Raw genomic sequence first — 21,763 nt, 5'->3', positions numbered from 1 at the left:
AACAATAAAACGAAGCTTTGAGGAGGCTGCATGGCCTTTCACCCAATCGCCGCAGACGATGATGACTGCAGTGGCGTCGGCGTTGCGCGCAAGTATGCCTGGATCGTCTTTGCACTGACGTTCGGCTTATTGATTTCCGATTACATGTCGCGCCAGGTACTGAACGCGGTGTTCCCGATGCTCAAGGGCGAATGGGCCTTGAGCGACGGTCAGCTCGGCCTGCTCAGTGGCATTGTCGCCCTGATGGTGGGATTGCTGACATTTCCCTTGTCATTGCTGGCGGATCGCTTCGGCCGGGTCAAGAGCCTGGCGCTGATGGCTTTGCTGTGGAGTCTGGCGACGCTGGGCTGCGCATTGGCGCAGGACTATCAGCAGATGTTCATTGCACGGTTCATGGTCGGCGTCGGCGAAGCGGCGTACGGCAGCGTCGGTATCGCGGTGGTGATTTCGGTATTTCCCAAACACATGCGTGCAACCCTGACCAGTGCGTTCATGGCGGGCGGCATGTTTGGTTCGGTATTAGGCATGGCGTTGGGCGGAGCAATCGCCGCCAAGCTTGGCTGGCGCTGGTCGTTCGCCGGCATGGCGCTGTTCGGCTTGTTACTGGCAGTGCTTTACCCGGTCATCGTCAAGGAAGCACGCATTGCGCCGCAACGTGCCGCTCAGGCGGCGAACAAGGCGGCTGCCGCGGTCAAGCGTCCGTTGCGTACGCTGTTTTCCAGCCGCTCGGTGATCGCTGCCTACATCGGCAGTGGCTTGCAACTGTTCGTCGGCGGCACCGTGATTGTGTGGATGCCCAGTTACCTCAATCGTTATTACGACATGGCCACCGACAAGGCGGGCGGCGTCGCGGCAATCATCGTGCTGTGCAGCGGTGCGGGAATGATCCTGTGCGGCATGCTCAGCGATCGACTATGTCGCCATTCGCCGGAGCGCAAAGTCGCTTTGGCCATCGCCTATTGCCTGGGCAGTTGTCTGCTGTTGTCGGCGGCATTCGCGCTGCCGGCAGGGCCTGTGCAATTGGTGCTGATCTGCCTGGGCATGTTGATTGCCGCCGGCACGACCGGCCCTTGCGGAGCCATGGTTGCCAACCTGACCCATTACTCGGTGCATGGCACGGCCTTCGCCACGCTGACCCTGGCCAACAACATGCTGGGGCTGGCGCCTGGGCCATTCATCACCGGCAGGGTGTCCGACCTCATCGGCTTGCATGCAGCTTTTCAAATGGTGCCACTGGTCAGCATCGCGGCAGCGGCCGTGTTCTTTTATGCCAAGTGTCATTACCACAAGGACATCGCCCGGCTTCGAGGCGAGCACGTCCACGATTCGATTGGCAAAGCGGCGTTAGAGGTGAAGTTGTGAGTGGTCGTTTACGTATTGATGTGTTTTTCGATTTCATCTGCCCGTGGTGCCTGATCGGCAAGCGTCAACTGGAGCGCGCGCAAGACTTGCTGCGTGTTCAGCAACCCGGCGTGGAAATCACCACGGTGTGGCACGGTGTGCAATTGCTGCCGCAGCTGCCGGCACAGGGTGAACCCTTCGCCGATTTTTACCTCAAGCGTCTGGGCAGTCCTGAAGCCGTGACGATGCGTCAGGCCCAGGTGCAGCAGGCTGCGATGGCGGTGGGCGTGCCCATCGATTTGAGCCGCATCGCCACCATGCCCAATACCGCCGACGCCCATCGTTTGCTGGAGCGTGCGAGCGTGCTGGGCAATACCGCCCAACGCGATGTTTTGCTTGAGCGTCTGTTCGCTGCTTACTTCCAGTTTGGTGAAGATCTTGGCTGCCGAGAGACCTTGCTTGCCATCGCCCAATCGTGTGGCTTCGACGCTGATGCCATGGCCTCCTTCCTGCGAGGCGACGGCGATCCTTACGTCGGCAACGAGGCAGGAGCAGGCAGCGGCGTGCCGAGTTTTCAGTTCGACCGTCGCCTGACGGTGGTGGGTGCACAGCCCGCCGAAGCGCTGCTTGACGCCATGTGCGAAGCCTTGCTCGAAAGTGCTCGCAAGCGGCAACCGGTATGAGTCTTCGTGTCCCTGTACCTGCCGGAAAACTCCCGCAGGCGGGTGGTCGTGCACTGTTCGAATTCGATGGCAAAAGCCTGGCGTTATTCAACGTCGAAGGTGACCTGTTCGCCATCGACGACAGCTGCCCGCACCAGGGCGCCTCGCTGTGTGGCGGGCGCCTTGAGGGGCGGGTGATTCAGTGCTGCGCCCATGGCCTGCGCTTCGATCTGCGCAGCGGTTACTTGCTCAATTCAACCCAGCTAAAAGTCGCCAACTACCCGGTCGAGATCATCGACGGCCAGGCATTTATCGTTATCGTTCCCGAGGAGTCCGTGCCATGAGCACTATTGCTCTCACCCGTATCCATAGCCGAACGCGTGAGCTGGCGCCGGGTTTTGTCGTCAGTCTGATCGTCGCAGCGGCTGCGTCTTTTTTGTCCGAGCATTACGGTGCACCGGTGATGCTGTTCGCCTTGCTGTTAGGCATGGCGCTGAACTTCCTGGCCGGTGACGGCGCCTGCAAGGCGGGCATCGAGTTCACGGCACGCACTGTGTTGCGCATTGGCGTGGCGTTACTGGGCATGCGCATCACGCTCGAACAGATTGCCGCGCTGGGCTGGAAGCCTGTGGCGCTGGTGGTGATTCTGGTGGTGGTGACGATCGGCGTCTCGGTGATCGCGGCCAAGGCCCTGGGATTCCAGCGTTTGTTCGGCATGCTTACCGGTGGGGCCACTGCGATTTGTGGTGCGTCGGCTGCATTGGCGCTGGCGGCGGCATTGCCGAACCATCCGCAGAAAGAGCGCGCGACGTTATTCACGGTGATCGGAGTGTCGGCGCTATCGACCCTGGCGATGATTGTGTACCCGATGATTGCCAACTGGCTGTCGTTGTCGCCGCAAATGGCGGGCGTGTTCTTGGGGGCGACCATCCACGATGTCGCCCAAGTCGTCGGCGCCGGTTACAGCATGTCGACCGAGACCGGCGATACGGCCACGGTGATCAAGCTGATGCGGGTTGCCATGCTGCTGCCGGTGATCGTCTGCGCAGCGATGATTACCCGCATGCAGGGCGCCGACCCGGCCGGCAAGCGACCGCCGCTGCTGCCATGGTTCGCCGTCGGGTTTCTGATTCTGGCCTGTATCAACAGCACTGGCTGGATAGCCCCGGTGGTGCAGGGGTCGGTCAATGAATTGTCGCGCTGGTGCCTGGTGGTTTCCATCAGCGCCCTGGGCATGAAGACCCAGCTCAAGGAGCTGGCCGCTGTCGGCATCAAGCCCATCTTGCTGATGGTGGGGGAGACGGTGTTCCTCGTCGTGCTGGTGCTGCTGTTGCTGCGCTGGGGAATGTAGACACACAAAACTGTGGCGAGGGAGCTTGCTCCCGCTGGGGTGCGAAGCAGCCCCAAAATGGTCGCCGCGTACTTTCTGAATAAATGCAGTGGCCTTGGAAGAGGGGCGCTTCGCACCCCAGCAGGAGCAAGCTCCCTCGCCACAGGACTCCTCGGCCGGTGTCACAAACGCCGGTTTTTTGCGGCGACTGTACCAGCAGTCGCCGTTTTTTTATTAGCTCGAAGCTGCATCGTCACCAACTGCCATAGGGAATGCCGAAACGTTCGACGTAGCGTTTGGAAGAGTCTTTGATCTTGCCGTAGAAACCGTTGTACTTGCCTTGATCGGGACCTAACGGCTCGATGCCGACTTGCCCGCGATCGACTTTGTGAGCGCGGAAACAGTCGTCCCAGACCCAGACCTGGATGATGCCGCCCGGTGCCAGTCCCAGATTCAGGGCTGCACTCGGGTTGGCGGTAAACTCAGGGGTCTTGTGGCAACGCCGGGCGGTCGAGTTGCGCATGATGTTGCGGGTGGACTCGGAAATATCGATCCAGCCCGCGTAGGTCTTGCGCTCGACAATCGATTGCCAGCGCACAAAGATGCGTTTCGGCAGGTCGGCGCCCACCACCGGCATGCCTGAGCCCCCGATTCCGTCCCAGCCACGAGCGATTTCTTTGGTGTATTCGCCGTCCGGAGTTTTGGCGGCCGCGCCTGAGGCAACCCCGGTTATGTGTCGGTCATGGACATCTATTACCGTAGTAGTTTCCACCCAAACAGTCATGTAGGCAGGCTCGGTGAAGCCGATTCCCCACCAAGGGAGTTTGTAGTCATTTTTGGCCGACAGAGGATCAACGGCGTGGCAGGCGCTCATCGACAACATGGCTAAGAGTGCAAACAGGATTTTCATGGTTACAGCGTCCATTCCGGTACATGAGGGTGGTGTACCCGTACGGCATCCGTCGTCGGGACATTGACGTAGGCCATTTCGAATCGGGTGATGCGAGGTCCAGAAAGGAAAGTCGGGGTCCAGTGCGCTGACAGGTGGATGTAGTGCAGCTTCAGCAACTGCTCCTCGGCGGCGGTAATGCGGTAATCACCTGCGACAAACCGCTCGCACATGGGCTGAAGTTCGGCAGGTGGTGCCAATGCAGCACGTTGCTGAATATCGTCAAACTCAACCCCATGCTTTTTGGCAGCTTCATACATCACCCGCAGATACACCTGCGACAGCCCGGCGCCGATCTTACGCCGTAGCTGCAACCCGACAAATACCCGCTTTTGTTTCGGCGTGTTCTGCTCTCTTGGTTCAGGCCGCAGCGTCACCGAATCAGGGATGACCAGTTCCAGCATCTCCAGTGGCCAGCCCTTGGCATGCCAATTCGCCCGTTCCCGTTGGGCATCGCGGTAGATCGAGGTGGTTTTTACGTCGGTGAACTCGCCAACTTCCAGGGCCTGCATGGGGCTGAGTAACATGCATTCTTCGATATCATCGCGGTAACCACCGCCGATATCCGAGTGAACCCCTGGCAGGCTGATTTCCGGGTGGTCCGGGCCGACGCGATTGAGAGCGAAATTGGCCCGGTATTCGTCCCGTGCCACCAGCTGCAAAACATTGGGGAAGAAGCGCGGCATCAAATACAACTTGACCCCGGGGGTTGCCGGGCTGCGCACATAACCCAGGTTACTTAGGCCACCCACGGAAGCAACGGTGTCGAACAGGCCGATAAACCCGGTGCTGACCCCTTCACCAAATACCTTGCTGAAGCCCCGGGCGAACAGCTTATTTGGCAGGGCCAGGGTTTCGCCGAGTGGACTGCTGGTTCTGGTCAGGCACAAGCAGGCGAAATGTCGGGCGGCGGCGGCACCACGACTGAAGCCAAATACGTCGAAAACCAAATTGCTGATCTGGATATCTGGATAGAGCTCATGAAAGTTACGCAACCTTTGTTTGATTCGACTGAATGCCTGAAACACTCGAGCCTCGATACCGGTTTCACCACGACCTAATGCCATGCCCAGTAGACTATCTTGCTCACCCGCTGTCGTGCCGATGCCATCGATATAAACTTTGTCGAACGCGCGTTTTTCAGTTTTGATCAAGTCAGCGTTTTTCTCCTCCGCATACAACTCATGCAACCGCTTAACATTCGTCACCTCCCCCCCATAACTACTGTCAGGATCCTGCATATACGGCTTGCAACTCCCATCCATATCCTGCGCCGACACCGGATGATGAGCCCCGCACTTACGCCCCATCTTCACATTGAACGGGTTATTGCCAGTGCCATCGAAAAACACCCCGATACGCAGGGTGATCTTCACGTGGGTGGCTTCTTCGCGCGCTTCCTTGGCTTCCCAGGCAGCGTTACCTTGGTCTTCCAGTGCCCGTTGCCGAGCCATCATTTCGTCGTATTTGCGTTGTTCTTCCACCGGGTCTGGTCGAAGCCCGGGTTTTCGGGCCCGTTCTGCCAGCGCGCGGTCGCGGCAGACGGCGCAGTGGTAACCCCCAAAGTCCTTTTCCATGGATGCATCCCTTTAGCGCAAAGCCCGTCCCTGGGCGCCAGATCAGTAATCGGTTTCTGTGGACAACGATGCGCGCCGGTGGACAGGTGACGCTGCCAGTCGCGACTTAATCGCTTGTAGGATCGGGACGGGATGCTTGAAGCCTGCGGCTGTCAGAAAAGCCTTCAGGCAATGAATGCGGAGGGAGAAGGGGGCGACAGGGAGACGCATCCGCTAATCCGCTGAGGACTTTTTGCTCGCGCCAGCGATAGATTATTCGCCGGTCGGCTAGCTCAGGACTCTTTGGGGTTAGAGAGAGATTTAGAGGTGGTTTGCTTTTGCGCGCTGCGCCATGCGGCGGGGGGCATGCCGAACTGGGTGATGAACCAGCGTGTGAAGGAACTCGCCATCGAATAGCCGAGCATGTCAGCGATTCGGCCCAACGAGTAATTCGGGTTGTCCAGGTAGCGCAACACCAGGTCGCGGCGCACGTCGTTGATCAGGTCGTTGAAGGCGCAGCCGTCGTCTTTCAGGCGACGCTGCAGGGTTCGAACGTTCATGCCCTGGGTCTGAGCGATCTGCTCGATGGTGGCGCGTCCCATCGGCAGCAGCAGGTAGATGGCTTTGCGCACCTCGAACAGCATCGAGGGACCTTCGTGGCTGAGCAACGAGTCGAGGTAACTCTGCGCGTAGCGCGCCATGGCCGGGTCGGCATGGGGGTTGGTCACATCGAGGCTGGCGTCGGAACAGACAATGCCATTGAACTCACTGCCGAATTCCAGCGTGCAGCCGAACAGGCGACGATGCAGTTGCAGGTTGTCGGGGGGCTGGTGCGTGAAGTTGACGCTGTAGGGGTGCCAGTGGGTGCCGAGCAGGGCGGCGCACAGGCGGAACATCACCCCGATGGCCAGTTCGGTGGCTTGTCGGCTGGGCATCGGCGACTCGGTGACCACCTCCTCACGAATGATCACCATCTTGCCGGCCTCTTCAATGAAGATGGCCAGCGAATCGTTCATCAGATGCCGGTAATGCACCACGACCTGCAAGGCATCACGCAGCGTTCGCTGGTGGCTGAGCAGCAGGCTGACCACACCGAAGTCCGAGAGTTGACGCGACTCGGCCATGCTCAGGCCGAAGCTCTGGCAGCCACTGGCGGCGGCCGAATCTTCCAGCAGGCGCACGGCGGCATCAATGGGAATACGGTGTTCGGGCGCTTGCAGCAGCGCTTTGCTCAGGCCGACGCCGGCCAGCACATCACGCGGATTGAACCCCAGGTACTGGGTGACCTCCAGGTAGTTGGTCAAGACGGCGGCGCGAACAAGCTTGGGCATGCGAAGGTCTTTCCTGGGCCGGTTGCGATTCAGATGAGCGTGGCGACTATATCCAGCACATCAGCAATTGAACAGTTGTGACGTTGTCGAGGGCGCTCGCCCGATTCTGTCCAGAACCACCTCCGTTGTCGTCGAGCAATCGACGCTCACCCCTTGATTACAGTGACCCACAGAGAAGCTGCGGGGATTTTCGACCAATGGTCGGGGCACGCCAACACGTGGAAATCTGTCATGAAAAGAAAAGTGCCTGACGTCCAATGAAAAGCACCTTGGGTGGGCGCTCTTTAATGTCAGTCCTACAAAAAGCCCCTGGCGTATAGAGCCAGTCGAGTCATCGAGAAAGCGAAGGTGTTGAAGTGGACAAACTGCAAACTGCCGCAACCGTTCTGATCGTACCGGGCCTGCGCGAGCACGTTGCCGAGCATTGGCAAACGCTGCTTGAGGCAAGGCTGTGCAAGGTGCGCAGTGTGCCGCCGCTGGAAACCGACAAGCTCGACTGCGCCAAGCGGGTCGAAGCGATCCAGCACGCGCTGGAGCAGATCGATGGGCCGGTGATTCTGGTTGCTCACAGCGCCGGTGTGCTGATGGTCACGCACTGGGCTGCGCAGCACAGTCGGCCGATCAAGGGCGCGCTGCTGGCCACGCCTCCGGATCTCGATGCTCATTGGCCGCAAGGCTACCCATCCGCTGAAACCCTGCGTACCCAGGGTTGGAATCCTCTACCAAAAGGGCCACTGCCGTTCCGCAGTCTGGTGGCCGCCAGTACCAACGACCACCTCGCCAGCCTGGATGCCGTCACTCGTCTGGCTGAAGGCTGGGGCAGCGAACTGCTCAACGTGGGCGAGGTGGGTCATCTCAATCCAGTTGCAGGTTTTGGCCACTGGCCGCAAGCCGAAGCATTGATCCTGGAACTGGATCGCTAATTCAGACGCCGGTTGGCCGCAGCCATCCGGCATTTGCCCTCACTCCTGAAAAACGCAAATCCCTGGAACAAGGGTTGCGCGAGGGCGGCTGCGCTTAAAACAAATACAAAAAGGCGGAGACAACGCAATGCACAACAATAAGAGTCACGGGTTCGCACCCTCGCGTTACACCTTGTTGGCCTCGGCCATTCTGGCCGCCGTGCCGGTCGCGCAGGCGGTCGAACTCGACACAGGTAACCCGGACTGGACCGTGCGTTTTGATAACACCATGAAGTACAACTACGGCGTCCGCACCGAAAGCGCCGACAAGCGCATGTTGGCGACACCGAACAACAACGATGGCGACTACAACTTCCGCAAGGCCGGAACCAACATCACCAACCGCGTTGACCTGTTGACCGAGATGGATGTGGTTTACCAGAACCACATGGGCTTTCGCGTCAGTGCCGCCAGTTGGTACGACAAGGCGTACGAGAACACTGGTTCCAATTCCAATCCGTTCGTCAACGGCAATGACGCACGGTCGGGCCTGGTCGCCAACGATCCGCGCCTGGCCGGGGTCACCGGCGACAATGTCGGCAATGGCAGCCCGCACCTGAGCAACTACGCACAGCGTTACTACACCGGTCCCTCCGGCGAAATCCTCGATGCCTTCGTGTTCTACAGCACCGAAGTGGGTGAGGAGTCGCTGTTGAGTGTCAAGGCCGGTCAACACAACGTGTTCTGGGGTGAAACCATCCTCAACCCGGTGCATGCGGTCAGCTACGGCCAGTCCGGCCTGGACCTGGCCAAACTGGCTGCCTCGCCGGGTACCGAAGCCAAGGAACTGTTCGTTCCGCGTAACCAGTTGTCGATGTCGTTCACCGTCAATCCCGAATTGACCGTGGGCGCCCAGTATTTCCTCGATTGGGATGCCGCCCGCCTGCCTGAAGCCGGTACTTACTATGGCGGTTCCGATCTGGTCGGTTTCGGTGCGCAGTCGTTCCTGCTGGGCAACACCAATGGCGTGGTGCCGGGCAGTCCGCTGGGGTGTGGTCTGGCACCGTGCAATGGCTTGACCAACGTGCGTCGCGGTCATGACCTGACGCCGGACAAGCGCGGCGACTGGGGTGTGATGGCCAAATGGTCGCCGGCCTGGCTGGATGGCACCCTCGGTGTCTACTACCGCGAAACCTCGGAAATCCTGCCGCAAGCCTGGTTGAACGCCACCGGGCTGACCTCGGCCAATCCCAACGGTACCCCGCCTGCCGGCATGGTGCCGGCGGTGGTCAACACCCTCAATTCGTTGAGCACCAGCACCTATCAACTGGCCTATGCCGACAACATTCAGATCTTCGGCCTGAGCCTGTCCAAGGATGTCGGCGGTATCAGTGTCGGTTCGGACCTGAACATTCGTCACAACATGCCGCTGGCCAGTATTCCCGCCGTTGTCAGCTCGACAGGGCCGCGGGGTTTGGGCGCAGGTCTTGGGCTGTTGCCGGCCCGCACGGCGGCCACCGGTGTGATCTATGACACCCCGCAAAAGGGCGACAGCATGAGTGCCACCGGTGACACGTTGCACTGGACGCTCAATGGCCTGATGACCTTCCCGAAAACACCGGTGTTCGATTCGGCCAGCCTGCTCGCCGAGTTGTACTACAGCAACCTGCTCAAACTCGATAGCAAGAACGAGGCGCTCTACAAGGGCAAGGACACCTATCGCGGCATCGACCAGCCGACCCGGGACAACTGGGGCATCGCGGTCAACTTCACACCGACCTGGTACCAGGTGTTTCCCGGCGTCGACCTCAACGCGCCGATGTCCATCAACGTCGGCCTCGACGGCGTGTCACCGGTGTCTGGCGGCGGTGCCAAAGACACCGGTAACTACGCCATCGGCCTCGGCGCCGTTGTGTACAACAAATACTTCGTTGATCTGAAGTACGTGGATTCCTTCGGCAAGACCGACAAGTGCGACGCCAGCGGTCTGAGCACCGGCGCGGCCAATGCCGGCAGCGGCGACGGCTCCACACCCAATGCCTTTAGCGGCAATGAAAACTACGCGTGCTACGGCGGTGGCTACTCGGCCTTCTCCGGTGGGGGTGCCACGACCGAGGACCGTGGCGCCGTTTACCTGACGATGAAAACCACTTTTTGATTCACCACTGATTTGCTCAATGCAAGCAGGAGAATAACAAGATGAAATTTGTAAAAACCGTGTTGGCCGCTTCGCTGGCCATGGTCCTTGCCGCCCAGGCACAGGCCGCTGTTTCACCCCAGGACGTTGCGAAACTCGGCAGCAGCCTGACCTTGGTGGGCGCCGAAAAGGCCGGGAACGCTGATGGTTCCATCCCCGCCTACAACGGTGGCCTGACCACGCCGCCGGCCAGTTTCAAAGCCGGCGACAGCATGCGTCCGGACCCGTTCGCCAACGAAAAACCGCTGCTGGTAATCGACGGCAAGAACGTCGATCAGTACAAGAATATGCTCAGCGCCACCACGGTCGAACTGGCCAAGCGCTTCCCGACTTTCCGTGTCGATGTATTCCCGACTCACCGCACCGTCTCGCTGCCCCAAGCCATCCTGGATAACGGCGTGAAGAACGCCAGCGGCGCCAAGTCGCTCGAAGGTGGACTGGCCATCGACAACGTGCTGCCGGGCGCACCGTTCCCGATCCCGCAGTCGGGCAACGAAGCGATGTGGAACTTCCTGTTGCGTTATCAGGGCGTGAGTATCAACACCAAGTACGACTCGTGGAACGTCGATTCCGCTGGCGTTGCGAGCCTGGCGATCACCGGGCAGGCGTTCATTTCCTATCCGATCTACGAAAACCTGACGCAGCCGATCAGCAGCGCCGATGTGTACTACCAGATGAAGCTCTCTTACACCGGCCCAGCGCGCCGGGCCGGTGAAGCGATCATGCTCAAGGACGCCGCCAACCCGTTGCAGCAACCACGTCGCGCCTGGCAGTACTTGCCGGGCCAGCGTCGGGTGAAACTGGCGCCGAACCTGGCCTACGACACGCCGAACCCTGGCACCGCCGGCGCGGGCACCTACGATGACGTGTTCGTGTTCAACGGGGCGCTGGATCGCTATGACTGGAAGCTTACGGGCAAGCAGGAAATGATCGTGCCCTACAACACCTACAAGCTGACCTACGTCCAGGATCCGAAGTCGCTGACCACCGCCAATCACCTCGCGCCGGACTTCGTGCGCTGGGAAAAACACCGCGTGTGGGTCGTCGAAGGCACCCTCAAGTCCGGTGCTCGCCACATCTACGCCAAGCGCCGCTTCTACCTCGACGAAGACAGCTGGACCGCTCTGGCTTCGGATCAATACGACGCCCGTGGCCAGCTCTATCGCGGTTCCTTCGCCTTCCTCAGCCAGAGCTATGACAAGCAGGTGCCGGACTCCACGCCGTTCATGATCTACGACCTGGTCGGCGGCACCTACAACATCAACGGTGTGGTCGGCCCTTACGGCGGCATCAAGTACATCGACCCGCTCTCCAAGGCGCAGTGGTCGTCGGAGTCCCTGGCCGGCGCCGGTATTCGCTGAGCCAACCGCAAAAACGCCCGCTCGACTCACTGCTCACGAGGCGGTGGGAGCGAGCGGGCGCCAGGTTTCAACGTCAGGCACACGGACGTGTGTCCCGGCGCGGTTTTCCGAAGAGGACGCGGTATGTGTTCGTATAAAAATTGTTTGCAGCTGGCGTTTGGCGTTGCGCTCGGCGTGTTGCAGGGCATCACCCACGCAGCCGACTACGTCGATGTGCTGGACCTGCCTGTCAGGGGCAGCCCCTTGGCCGTCAATAGTCCGTTGTCCGGTATGGCCCGCGCCGGTGAGCGCGTGATCGCCGTCGGCCAGCGTGGCCATATTCTATTTTCCGATGATTCCGGTCAGCACTGGCAGCAGGCCGCTGTGCCGGCCAGTGCCGACCTTACTGCGGTGAGTTTTCCGACCACCACCCAGGGCTGGGCGGTGGGTAACGATGGCGTGGTGTTGCACAGCAACGATGCGGGTGCGACCTGGCGCAAGCAACTGGACGGCCGCGAGATCGGGGCCTTGCTGGTCAAGCATTACGGCACGTTGGCCCGTGCAGAACCGGGCAACGAACAATGGTCATTGCTGGTCGCCGAAGGTGAGCGCCTGATGGCGCAGGGCGCCGACAAACCGTTGCTCGATGTCTGGTTCGCCAATGACCGCCTCGGCTATGTAGTCGGGGTGTTCAATTTGATCCTGCGCACCGAGGATGGCGGCCAGAGCTGGACACCGTTCCAGGACCGCACCGACAACCCGCAGGGCTTTCACCTCAACGCCATCGCCTCCACCGGCGATGCGCTGTACATCGCCGGCGAGCAGGGCTTGTTGCTCAAATGGGATGACGCAAAACAGCGCTTCGCCGCCATGCAGACACCTTATCAGGGCAGTTTTTTCGGTGTGCTCGGCAAACCTGGGGAAGCGCTCGTCTACGGCTTGCGCGGCAATGTGCTGCGCAGCACCGATGGCGGTTTCAGCTGGACCCCGCTGGACAGTGGCCTGCGCGTCAGCATCACTGCCGGCCTCGTCGACGGCCGTGGCAACTACCGCTTGTTCACCCAGGGCGGGCAGATGCTGGTCAGCCAGGGCACAGGCGCGCAATTGCAGCTGGTTCAGCAACGGGCACCGACACCGGTGACCGACGCCATTCAGTCCGCCGACGGTGCGCTGGTGGTGGTTGGCAGCCGTGGTGCACGGACGCTGTCCGTTGAATAAGCCCTCGAACCCTTAGAGCGAGAACCCAGACATGGGCCATACCAAACAAGAAACCATGCCGGTGATCCGCGATCTGCGGGACTTCGACCACCATTCCGGCAATCGGCTGGAGCGGTTGGTGTTCAACTATCGCCCGCTGTTCATGCTGCTGATGGCGCTGGCCACCGTGGTGCTGGGCTACATGGCCGCAACTCGCCTGGAGTTGCGTCCAAGCTTTGAAAAGATGATTCCGCAGAGCCAGCCGTACATCCAGAATTTCCTCGAAAACCGTCAGTCGCTGCGCGGTCTGGGTAACTCGGTACGAGTGGTGGTGGAGAACACTCAGGGCGATATCTTCGACCCCGCTTATCTTGACGTGCTCAAACAGGTCAACGATCAGCTGTTCGTCACCGAAGGCGTCGACCGCGCATGGATGAAATCGTTGTGGAGCCCGGCGGTACGCTGGACTGAAGTCACCGAGGAAGGTTTCCAGGGTGGCCCGGTGATGCCCGATACCTACCAGGGCAAGCCAGAAGAAATAGAACAGCTACGCCAGAACATTTCCCGTGCCGGTATCGTCGGCAGTCTGGTGGCCAGCGACTACAAATCGAGCATGCTGATCGTGCCGCTGCTGGACAAGGCCACGGCCAGCGGTCAGCGCATCGACTACCACGCCTTTTCGCAGATGCTCGAAGAGCAGTTGCGCGACAAGATCGAGTTCGCAGGTAGCAGCGCTGCACGCAAGGCCGGGGAGGAGGGCAAGGGCCAGTACAAAGTCCGGGTGATCGGTTTCGCCAAACTGATGGGCGACCTGATCGACGGCCTGATCCAGGTGATGATGTTCTTCGGCCTGGCCGTCGCCACTTCGCTGATCATCATTTACACCTACACCCGTTGCATGCGCAGCACCTTGCTGGTGGTCGGCTGCTCGCTGATCGCGGTGGTCTGGCAACTCGGCATCGTCGCCTGGCTGGGCTATGCCATCGATCCTTACTCGGTACTCGTGCCTTTCCTGATCTTCGCCATCGGTGTGTCCCACGCGGCGCAGAAAATGAACGGCATCATGCAAGACATCGCCCGTGGCACCCACAGACTGATCGCCGCACGCTACACCTTCCGCCGTCTGTTCATTGCCGGCGTCACCGCGCTGCTGGCCGACGCTGTCGGGTTCGCGGTGCTGATGCTGATCGACATTCCGGTGATCCGCGACTTGGCGATCACCGCCAGTATTGGTGTGGCGGTGCTGATTTTTACCTCGCTGTTGCTGATGCCGGTGGCGCTGTCTTATATCGGCGTCGGCACCAAGGCGGCCGAGCGTGCGCTGAAAATCGACACGCGCGCAGAAGGGCACAAAGGCTTCGGCAAACTGTGGGACTTGCTCGACCGCTTCACCACGGCCAAATGGGCCACGGGGGCGGTATTGGTCGCGGTATTGATGGGCATTGGCGGCTTCATGGTCAGCCTGCAGCTGAAGATCGGCGACCTGGAAAGTGGCGCACCGGAGTTGCGTGCCGACTCTCGCTATAACCGTGACAACGCCTACATCACCAGCCACTACGCGCTGTCCAGCGACCTGTTCGCGGTGATGATCAAGACCGCGCCGGAAGGCTGCTTGAACTACAAGACGCTGGTCCTCGCCGACCGTCTGGCCTGGGAGCTGCAGCAGTATCCGGGCGTGCAGGCGACGGCTTCGTTGGTCAACGCGGTGCGCCAAATCACCGCCGGTACTTATGAAGGCAACCCCAAGCTCAACAGCATCCAGCGCAATCAGGACGTGCTGAACTACGCCGCGCAGCAAGCCTCGGTCAACTCCCCGGAGTTGTTCAACACCGATTGTTCGCTGATGCCGGTGATCACCTTCCTCAAGGATCACAAGGCCGAGACGCTGGATGCCGTGGTGGGCATCGCCGAAAAATTCGCCCGGGAGAACAACAGCGAAGATCGCCAGTTTCTGCTGGCGGCCGGGTCGGCCGGGATTGAGGCGGCGACCAACATTGTGGTGCGCGAGGCCAATCGCACCATGCTGCTTTACGTCTATGCGGCGGTGACGCTGTTCTGCCTGATCACCTTCCGCAGTTGGCGCGCGACGCTGGTGGCACTGTTGCCACTGGTGCTGACCTCGATCCTTTGCGAGGCGTTGATGGTGGTCATGGGCATTGGCGTGAAGGTCGCGACCCTGCCGGTGATCGCCCTCGGCGTGGGCATCGGCGTCGACTACGCCCTGTACTTGCTCAGCGTGCAATTGCACTTCCAGCGCCAGGGTTTGCCTTTGTCCCAAGCCTACCGCAACGCCGTGTCGTTCACCGGCCGGGTGGTCGGGTTGGTGGGCATCACCCTCGCGGCGGGCGTGGTGTGCTGGGTCTGGTCGCCGATCAAGTTCCAGGCCGACATGGGCATCCTGCTGACCTTCATGTTCCTGTGGAACATGCTCGGCGCGCTGATTCTGATCCCGGCCCTGTCGTACTTCCTGCTGCGCGAACGGACCCCTGAGTCCGGTGCCGTTGCGGTAGCCGAAAACACTGAATCCACTGAACGTCCTGGCATGTCGCATGCCCTGACCACTTCCGAGTAAGCCAACAATGTCTGATTACAAAGCTCCTTTGCGCGACATGCGCTTCGTACTCAACGAGGTTTTTCAGGTGTCCCGGCTATGGGCCCAATTGCCTGGCCTGGCCGAGGTGATTGATGAAGAAACCGCCGCCGCAATTCTTGAAGAGGCCGGCAAGATCAGCGCCGAAGTGGTCGCGCCGCTGAACCGCAGCAGCGACGAGCAGGGCTGCACCTGGAACAACGGCGCGGTCACGGCTCCGGACGGTTTTGTTGCGACCTACCAGGCATTCGCCGAAGGCGGTTGGGTGGGGGTTGGTGGCGACCCGCAGTTCGGTGGCATGGGCATGCCCAAGGCCATTTCGGCTCAGGTCGAGGAGATGGTCAACTCGGCCAGTCTGTCGTTCGGCTTGTACCCGATGCTCACCGCCGGTGCGTGCCTGTCGATCAATGCCCACGCCAGTCAGGAACTGAAGGAACGCTATTTGCCGAACATGTATGCCGGCACCTGGACCGGTTCAATGTGCCTGACCGAGGCGCATGCCGGTACTGACTTGGGCCTGATTCGCACTCGCGCCGAACCCCAGGCCGACGGCAGTTTCAAGATCAGCGGCAGCAAGATTTTCATCACCGGCGGCGAGCACGACCTGACCGAAAACATCATTCATTTGGTGCTGGCCCGATTGCCGGATGCACCGGCCGGTCCCAAGGGAATTTCGCTGTTTCTGGTGCCCAAGGTGCTGGTCAATGACGATGGCTCGCTGGGCGAGCGCAACTCGCTGTCCTGCGGTTCCATCGAGCACAAGATGGGCATCAAGGCATCCGCCACCTGTGTGATGAATTTTGACGGGGCGACTGGCTGGATTGTCGACGCGCCGAACAAAGGCCTCGCGGCAATGTTCACGATGATGAATTACGAACGCCTTGGCGTGGGCATCCAGGGCCTGGCGTTGGGTGAGCGCTCGTACCAGAACGCGGTTGAATACGCCCGTGACCGTCTGCAAAGCCGTTCACCGACCGGCGCGCAGAGCAAGGACAAGGCCGCCGATCCGATCATCGTGCATCCGGATGTACGACGCATGCTGTTGACCATGAAAGCCTTGAACGAGGGCGGGCGTGCGTTCTCCAGCTACGTGGCGCTGCAACTGGATACCGCCAAGTACAGCGATGACGCGGCAACCCGCACCCGCGCCCAGGAACTGGTGTCGCTGCTGACCCCGGTGGCCAAGGCGTTCCTCACCGACATGGGGCTGGAAACCACGGTGCACGGCCAGCAGATCTTCGGCGGCCACGGCTACATTCGCGAATGGGGCCAGGAGCAATTGATTCGCGATGTGCGCATCACCCAGATCTATGAAGGCACCAATGGCATCCAGTCGCTGGACCTGGCTGGGCGCAAAATCGTTGGCAGCGGCGGGGCACTCTACCGGCTGTTCGCTTCGGAAATCCGCAAGTTTACCGCCAATGCCTGCGCTGACCTCGGCGAGTTCACCAAACCGTTGAACGCCGCCGTGGACACCCTCGACGAACTGACCGCATGGCTGCTGGACCGAGCCCAGAGCAACCCGAATGAAATCGGCGCGGCTTCGGTCGAGTACCTGCACGTGTTCGGCTACACCGCGTACGCCTACATGTGGGCGCGAATGGCCAAGGCCGCCATGAGCACGCATTCCAAGGATGATTTTTACGCCAGCAAACTGGTCACCGCACGTTTCTACTTCGCCCGGTTGCTGCCACGCATCCACTCGTTGAGCGCGTCGGCCAAGGCCGGCAGCGAGTGCCTCTATGCGTTGCAAGCTGATCAGTTCTGAAAGGACAAGGAACCACAACCATGATGGCGACAAAAATAATTCCGCCCGCCGATGGCGCCTATGCCTATCCCTTGCTGATCAAGCAATTATTGCTGTCTGGCGTGCGCTACGAACCGGGCCGGGAAATCGTCTACGCCGATAAACTGCGCTACAGCTACCAGACCCTCAACCAGCGGATCCGCAGGCTGGCCAACGCCTTGACCGCTGCCGGCGTCAAGGCCGGTGATACCGTGGCCTTGCTCGACTGGGACAGCCATCGCTACCTGGAATGCTTCTTTGCGGTACCGATGATCGGTGCGGTGCTGCATACCGTGAACATTCGTCTTTCGCCGGATCAGGTGCTCTTCACCATGAACCATGCCGAGGACGACCTGGTGCTGGTGCATGATGATTTCCTGCCGCTGGTTGAACAGATTCAGGGCCGGCTTGAAACCGTCAAAGGTTACCTGCAGCTCACGGACGATACAGCAATCGATACGTGGTTACCGGTGCTGGGGGAGTATGAAAACCTGTTGTCCAGGGCCGCAGACCAGTACGACTTTCCCGATTTCGATGAAAACTCGGTGGCGACCCTTTTCTACACCACGGGCACCACAGGCGACCCTAAAGGCGTGTATTTCACCCACCGCCAATTGGTCCTGCACACCTTGAATGCCGTGGGCACTTTGGGCGTCTATCAAGGCCTGCCGTTGCTGCGTTCCGATGATGTGTACATGCCCATCACCCCGATGTTTCACGTGCATGCCTGGGGTGTGCCTTATGTCGCCACCCTGATGGGGCTCAAACAGGTGTACCCCGGCCGCTACGAACCCAACAGCCTGGTCAGGCTGTATCGTGAGGAAAAGGTCACTTTTTCCCATTGCGTGCCGACCGTTTTGCAAATGATCCTGAACTGCGAAGAAGCGGCACAGACCCGTTTCGATGGCTGGAAAATGCTCTTGGGTGGCAGCGCACTGACGCTGGGAATTGCCAGCGAAGCGAGTGCCAAAGGTATTCAGGTGCACAGCGGTTACGGCATGTCGGAAACCTGCCCATTGCTGTGCCTGACGTACCTGCGTGATGAAGACCTCGAACAATCCACGCAAGCCCAACTGGCCATCCGCATCAAGACTGGCACGCCGGTGCCGATGGTCGACCTGAAAATCATCGATGCCAATGGCAATGACGTTGCCCATGACGGCGAGTCTCTGGGCGAGATCGTGGTGCGCGCACCCTGGCTGACCCAAGGCTATTTGAAGGAGCCCGAAAAGGGTGCCGAGCTTTGGCACAATGGCTGGATGCACACCGGCGATCTGGCCTCCATTGACGCCTTGGGAGGGGTGGAAATCAAAGATCGAATCAAGGATGTCATCAAGACGGGCGGGGAGTGGATCAGCTCCCTGGAACTGGAAAGCCTGATCAGCGAACACGCGGCGGTGATGTCGGTCGCGGTCGTGGGCATTGCCGATGAGCAATGGGGTGAACGGCCGATGGCGCTGGTGGTGTGCGAGCCTGGGCAGTATCTCGACAGCAAGATTTTGGAGGTGCACCTGCAAGGGTTTGTCGAGCGTGGCCGCATCAACAAATGGGCGATCCCCAAGCAGTTCAAGTTCGTCGCCGAGATCCCCAAAACCAGTGTCGGGAAGATTGATAAGAAGCTGATCCGGCAAGCGAATTGAGCTGAAAGATGCTCACCTCGCCAACCCTGTGCCAATTTCGTCATCCCTCGCGCCCAAACCCATCAAGCCACACCTCTGCGGATAGACCACGCTGAGCGGTCTGTCCAAGGAGATGAGCATGATCCGACTGACCCTGATTCAAGCCCGCGAGTTGGCCGAATCGATCCTGTTGCACAACGGTTTCAACCTTGCCCACACGCAAGCGGTGGCGGCGACGGTGATCGCCGGAGAGCGCGATGGCTGTGCCTCCCACGGTTTGTACCGGATTCTGGGCTGCGTGAATTCCCTGCGGGCCGGCAAGGTGTCGGCCGATGCCGAGCCGCAGGTGGTCGACCAGGCGCCGTCGATCGTGCGGGTGGACGCAGGGGGTGGTTTCTCGCAATTGGCGTTTCAGGCGGGGCTTGGGTTGCTGGCGGAGAAAACCCGAACCAACGGGATTGCGGCGTTGGCGATCAATCGCTGTGTGCATTTCTCGGCGCTGTGGGTGGAGATCGAGCAGTTGACCGCCGTTGGTTTGGTGGCGTTGGCGTGTAATCCGAGCCATGCCTGGGTGGCACCGGCCGGGGGACGTGTGCCGGTGTTTGGCACCAATCCCATTGCCTTTGGCTGGCCGCGGGCGGGGCAGGATCCATTTGTGTTCGACTTCGCCACCAGTGCGATTGCCCGTGGGGATATCGAGTTGCATCGGCGTGCCGGCAAGGCGATTCCCGAGGGGTGGGGCGTGGACGCTGAAGGCCGGCCGAGCACCGATGCCAACGTCGTGCTCGACAGCGGCGCGATGCTGACGTTCGGTGGGCACAAAGGTTCGGCGCTGGCGGCGATGGTGGAGTTGATCGCCGGGCCTTTGATCGGTGATTTGACCAGTGCCGAGTCGCTGGCCTACGACGCGGGCAGCAAGTCATCGCCGTACCATGGCGAGTTGATCATCGCGCTGGATCCGCGGCGTTTTCTGGGGGACGCCACTGAGGAACATTTGGCCCGGGCCGAGGTGTTGTTTCAGGGCATTGAAGGGCAGGGCGCACGCCTGCCGTCGCAACGGCGTTATGCGGCGCGGGCACGCAGTGTGGTGGAGGGAATACAGATTCCCGAGGCGCTGTACAACGATCTGACGGCCTTGCTCGTCTGATTGAATCAGAGTGCTCAACCCTGTGGGAGCGGGCTTGCCCGCGATAGCGGTGTGTCAGTCACGTTCAATTTGAAGGTGCCGACGTCATCGCGGGCAAGCCCGCTCCCACAGTTTTCGAGTGTTTGTTAAACCGGGTCGCGATGGCTGTTGCCATCAACCAGTCGCGCAATGCCCAGCGGATTGGCGTTTTTCAGGGCGTCGGGCAGCAAGGCGTCTGGGCAGTTCTGGTAGCACACCGGGCGCAGGAAACGCTCGATGGCCAGGCTCCCGACCGAAGTGCCGCGCGCATCGGAGGTCGCCGGATAAGGTCCGCCATGCACCATGGCATCGCAGACTTCAACACCGGTGGGGTAGCCGTTGAACAGTACCCGGCCGACTTTTTGTTCCAGCAGTACCAGCAGATCGGCGTATTCCTTCAGGTCCTGTGCTTCGCCAATCAACGTGGCGGTGAGTTGACCGTGCAAGCTGTTCAGCGCTTGTCGCAACTCGGCCTTATCGGCCACTTCGACGACGAGGGTGGTCGGGCCGAACACTTCTTCCTGCAACAGCGGATCACCCTTGAGCAGCAGACTGACGTCGGCCTTGAACAGTTGTGGCCGCGCTTGATTGCCGTGCTGATCCTGGCCCGCCAGATGGGTTATTCCCGGATGATCGAGCAAGGCCTGCACGCCTTTTTGGTAGCTGCCGAGGGTGCCGGCATTGAGCATGGTTTGCGCCGGTTGTTCGGCCATCAAGCTACTGAGCCGCGCGATGAAAGCGTTGAAGTGGGGGGAGCGCATGCCGATCACCAACGCCGGATTGGTACAGAACTGACCGCAACCCTGGACCACCGACGCCACCAGTTCACCGGCGATTTTCTCGCCACGGGCGATCAGGGCTTCAGGCAATACCAGCACCGGGTTGATGCTGCTCATCTCGGCGAACACCGGGATCGGTTGTGGCCGTGCGGCGGCCATGTCACAGAGGGCGCGACCGCCTTTTAGCGAGCCGGTAAAACCGACGGCCTGGATCGCCGGATGCTTGACCAGCGCTTCACCGACGCCCGCACCGTAGATCATGTTGAACACACCTTTGGGCATGTCGGTTTGCTCGGCGGCACGGATGATTGCATCGGCCACGCGTTCGGCGGTCGCCATGTGTCCGCTGTGCGCCTTGAACACCACCGGGCAACCGGCGGCCAGGGCGGCAGCGGTGTCACCACCGGCGGTGGAAAAGGCCAGCGGGAAATTACTGGCGCCGAACACGGCCACCGGACCGACGCCGATCCGGTATTGGCGCAGGTCGACCCGTGGCAGTGGCTGACGTTCGGGCAAGGCGCGATCGATGCGCGCACCGTAGAAATCGCCCCGACGCAGAACCTGAGCGAACAGGCGCATTTGGCCGCTGGTACGGTTGCGTTCACCTTGAATGCGCCCGGTCGGCAGGGCGGTTTCGCGGGTGACCAGAGCGACGAATTCATCATCCAGGGCATCCAGTTGCGCGGCGATGGCCTCAAGAAATTCTGCACGGCGAGTTGCCGGCAAGTTGCGAAAGGCCGGGTAAGCGGCAGCAGCGGCCTGGGCGGCGGCGTCTACTTCTTCCACGGTGGCTTGCATGAACGAGTAGGGCAGTGCTTCGCCGGTACTTGCGTCGTGGCTGTGCAGGGTGATGCTGCCAGCGGCGCTACGGGCGCCGCCGATGTAGTTGTGGCCGATGATCTCGGGCATGGGAAAACTCCTGTCGGGAAAGGTGAGGCAGGACCGTTGAAGGTCAATCAAGGTGCTGAGTCGTGCGCTGTTTTGTGGCGAGCGAGCTTGCTCGCGTTGGGCTGCGTAGC

Annotated in this window: 16 protein-coding genes; 12 read left to right on the top strand and 4 right to left on the bottom strand. The window is 60.6% G+C overall.

What is annotated here, in order from left to right; translation table 11 throughout:
- Window positions 1-30: 30 nt before the first annotated feature.
- The 4 genes from ACZ3HH_RS16770 to ACZ3HH_RS16755 are packed head-to-tail and all read left to right on the top strand — an operon-like array spanning window position 31 to window position 3,354.
- Complete coding sequence (locus ACZ3HH_RS16770) at window positions 31-1,362, top strand: MFS transporter (protein ID WP_465805961.1); 1,332 nt, start codon at window positions 31-33, stop codon at window positions 1,360-1,362.
- Entirely contained in the window at window positions 1,359-2,024 is a 666-nt protein-coding gene (locus ACZ3HH_RS16765) for a DsbA family oxidoreductase (RefSeq protein ID WP_465805959.1), read from the top strand. The genes ACZ3HH_RS16770 and ACZ3HH_RS16765 overlap by 4 nt, the downstream gene beginning before the upstream one ends.
- Window positions 2,021-2,347 (top strand): Rieske (2Fe-2S) protein, encoded by a 327-nt coding sequence (locus tag ACZ3HH_RS16760; RefSeq protein ID WP_217857747.1) that lies wholly within the window; start codon window positions 2,021-2,023, stop codon window positions 2,345-2,347. Before ACZ3HH_RS16765 ends, ACZ3HH_RS16760 begins: the two co-directional genes overlap by 4 nt.
- Window positions 2,344-3,354, top strand: a complete 1,011-nt coding sequence (locus ACZ3HH_RS16755; protein ID WP_123356483.1) for a YeiH family protein — start codon at window positions 2,344-2,346, stop codon at window positions 3,352-3,354. Before ACZ3HH_RS16760 ends, ACZ3HH_RS16755 begins: the two co-directional genes overlap by 4 nt.
- Window positions 3,355-3,586: 232 nt before the next feature.
- Here ACZ3HH_RS16755 and ACZ3HH_RS16750 read toward each other — a convergent pair whose 3' ends face one another.
- The 3 genes from ACZ3HH_RS16750 to ACZ3HH_RS16740 all read right to left on the bottom strand — a co-directional run bounded on the left by ACZ3HH_RS16750 (window position 3,587) and on the right by ACZ3HH_RS16740 (window position 7,169).
- On the bottom strand, window positions 3,587-4,243 hold the full coding sequence (locus ACZ3HH_RS16750) for a DUF2931 family protein (protein ID WP_465805956.1): 657 nt from the start codon (window positions 4,241-4,243) through the stop codon (window positions 3,587-3,589).
- 2 nt (window positions 4,244-4,245) lie between these two features.
- Complete coding sequence (locus ACZ3HH_RS16745; RefSeq protein WP_465805954.1) at window positions 4,246-5,859, bottom strand: phospholipase effector Tle1 domain-containing protein; 1,614 nt, start codon at window positions 5,857-5,859, stop codon at window positions 4,246-4,248.
- Between the two features lie 272 nt (window positions 5,860-6,131).
- Window positions 6,132-7,169: an AraC family transcriptional regulator gene (locus ACZ3HH_RS16740; protein ID WP_465805952.1), complete on the bottom strand. Its 1,038-nt coding sequence runs from the start codon at window positions 7,167-7,169 to the stop codon at window positions 6,132-6,134.
- Window positions 7,170-7,525: 356 nt separating this feature from the next.
- On the opposite strand from ACZ3HH_RS16740, the gene ACZ3HH_RS16735 reads away from it, so the two are divergent.
- The 8 genes from ACZ3HH_RS16735 (at window position 7,526) to ACZ3HH_RS16700 (ending at window position 19,947) form a co-directional block, all read left to right on the top strand.
- A complete protein-coding gene (locus ACZ3HH_RS16735) occupies window positions 7,526-8,092 on the top strand; it encodes an RBBP9/YdeN family alpha/beta hydrolase (protein WP_465805950.1) in 567 nt (188 codons plus the stop codon).
- A 127-nt stretch (window positions 8,093-8,219) separates the two neighbouring features.
- The gene (locus ACZ3HH_RS16730; RefSeq protein WP_465805948.1) at window positions 8,220-10,229 is read left to right on the top strand and encodes a DUF1302 domain-containing protein; all 2,010 of its coding nucleotides are present in this window, start codon (window positions 8,220-8,222) and stop codon (window positions 10,227-10,229) included.
- A 41-nt stretch (window positions 10,230-10,270) separates the two neighbouring features.
- Window positions 10,271-11,629 carry a DUF1329 domain-containing protein gene (locus tag ACZ3HH_RS16725; RefSeq protein WP_465805946.1) on the top strand — a complete coding sequence of 453 codons (1,359 nt, stop codon included), beginning with the start codon at window positions 10,271-10,273 and terminating at the stop codon, window positions 11,627-11,629.
- A gap of 123 nt (window positions 11,630-11,752) precedes the next feature.
- Window positions 11,753-12,826 (top strand): WD40/YVTN/BNR-like repeat-containing protein, encoded by a 1,074-nt coding sequence (locus tag ACZ3HH_RS16720; protein WP_465805944.1) that lies wholly within the window; start codon window positions 11,753-11,755, stop codon window positions 12,824-12,826.
- 31 nt (window positions 12,827-12,857) lie between these two features.
- Entirely contained in the window at window positions 12,858-15,377 is a 2,520-nt protein-coding gene (locus ACZ3HH_RS16715) for an efflux RND transporter permease subunit (RefSeq protein WP_465805942.1), read from the top strand.
- A gap of 7 nt (window positions 15,378-15,384) precedes the next feature.
- Window positions 15,385-17,163 (top strand): acyl-CoA dehydrogenase C-terminal domain-containing protein, encoded by a 1,779-nt coding sequence (locus tag ACZ3HH_RS16710; protein ID WP_465805940.1) that lies wholly within the window; start codon window positions 15,385-15,387, stop codon window positions 17,161-17,163.
- 20 nt (window positions 17,164-17,183) lie between these two features.
- Window positions 17,184-18,821, top strand: coding sequence for a fatty acid--CoA ligase (locus tag ACZ3HH_RS16705; protein ID WP_465805938.1), 1,638 nt, complete (start codon window positions 17,184-17,186; stop codon window positions 18,819-18,821).
- A gap of 118 nt (window positions 18,822-18,939) precedes the next feature.
- On the top strand, window positions 18,940-19,947 hold the full coding sequence (locus ACZ3HH_RS16700; RefSeq protein WP_465805935.1) for an Ldh family oxidoreductase: 1,008 nt from the start codon (window positions 18,940-18,942) through the stop codon (window positions 19,945-19,947).
- Window positions 19,948-20,072: 125 nt separating this feature from the next.
- On the opposite strand, the gene ACZ3HH_RS16695 is transcribed toward ACZ3HH_RS16700, so the two are convergent.
- On the bottom strand, window positions 20,073-21,653 hold the full coding sequence (locus ACZ3HH_RS16695; protein ID WP_465805933.1) for an aldehyde dehydrogenase (NADP(+)): 1,581 nt from the start codon (window positions 21,651-21,653) through the stop codon (window positions 20,073-20,075).
- Window positions 21,654-21,763 lie beyond the last annotated feature (110 nt).

The organism is Pseudomonas sp. PME37.24/025 (assembly GCF_055556615.1).
This window is presented reverse-complemented; position numbering and strand designations above follow the sequence as displayed.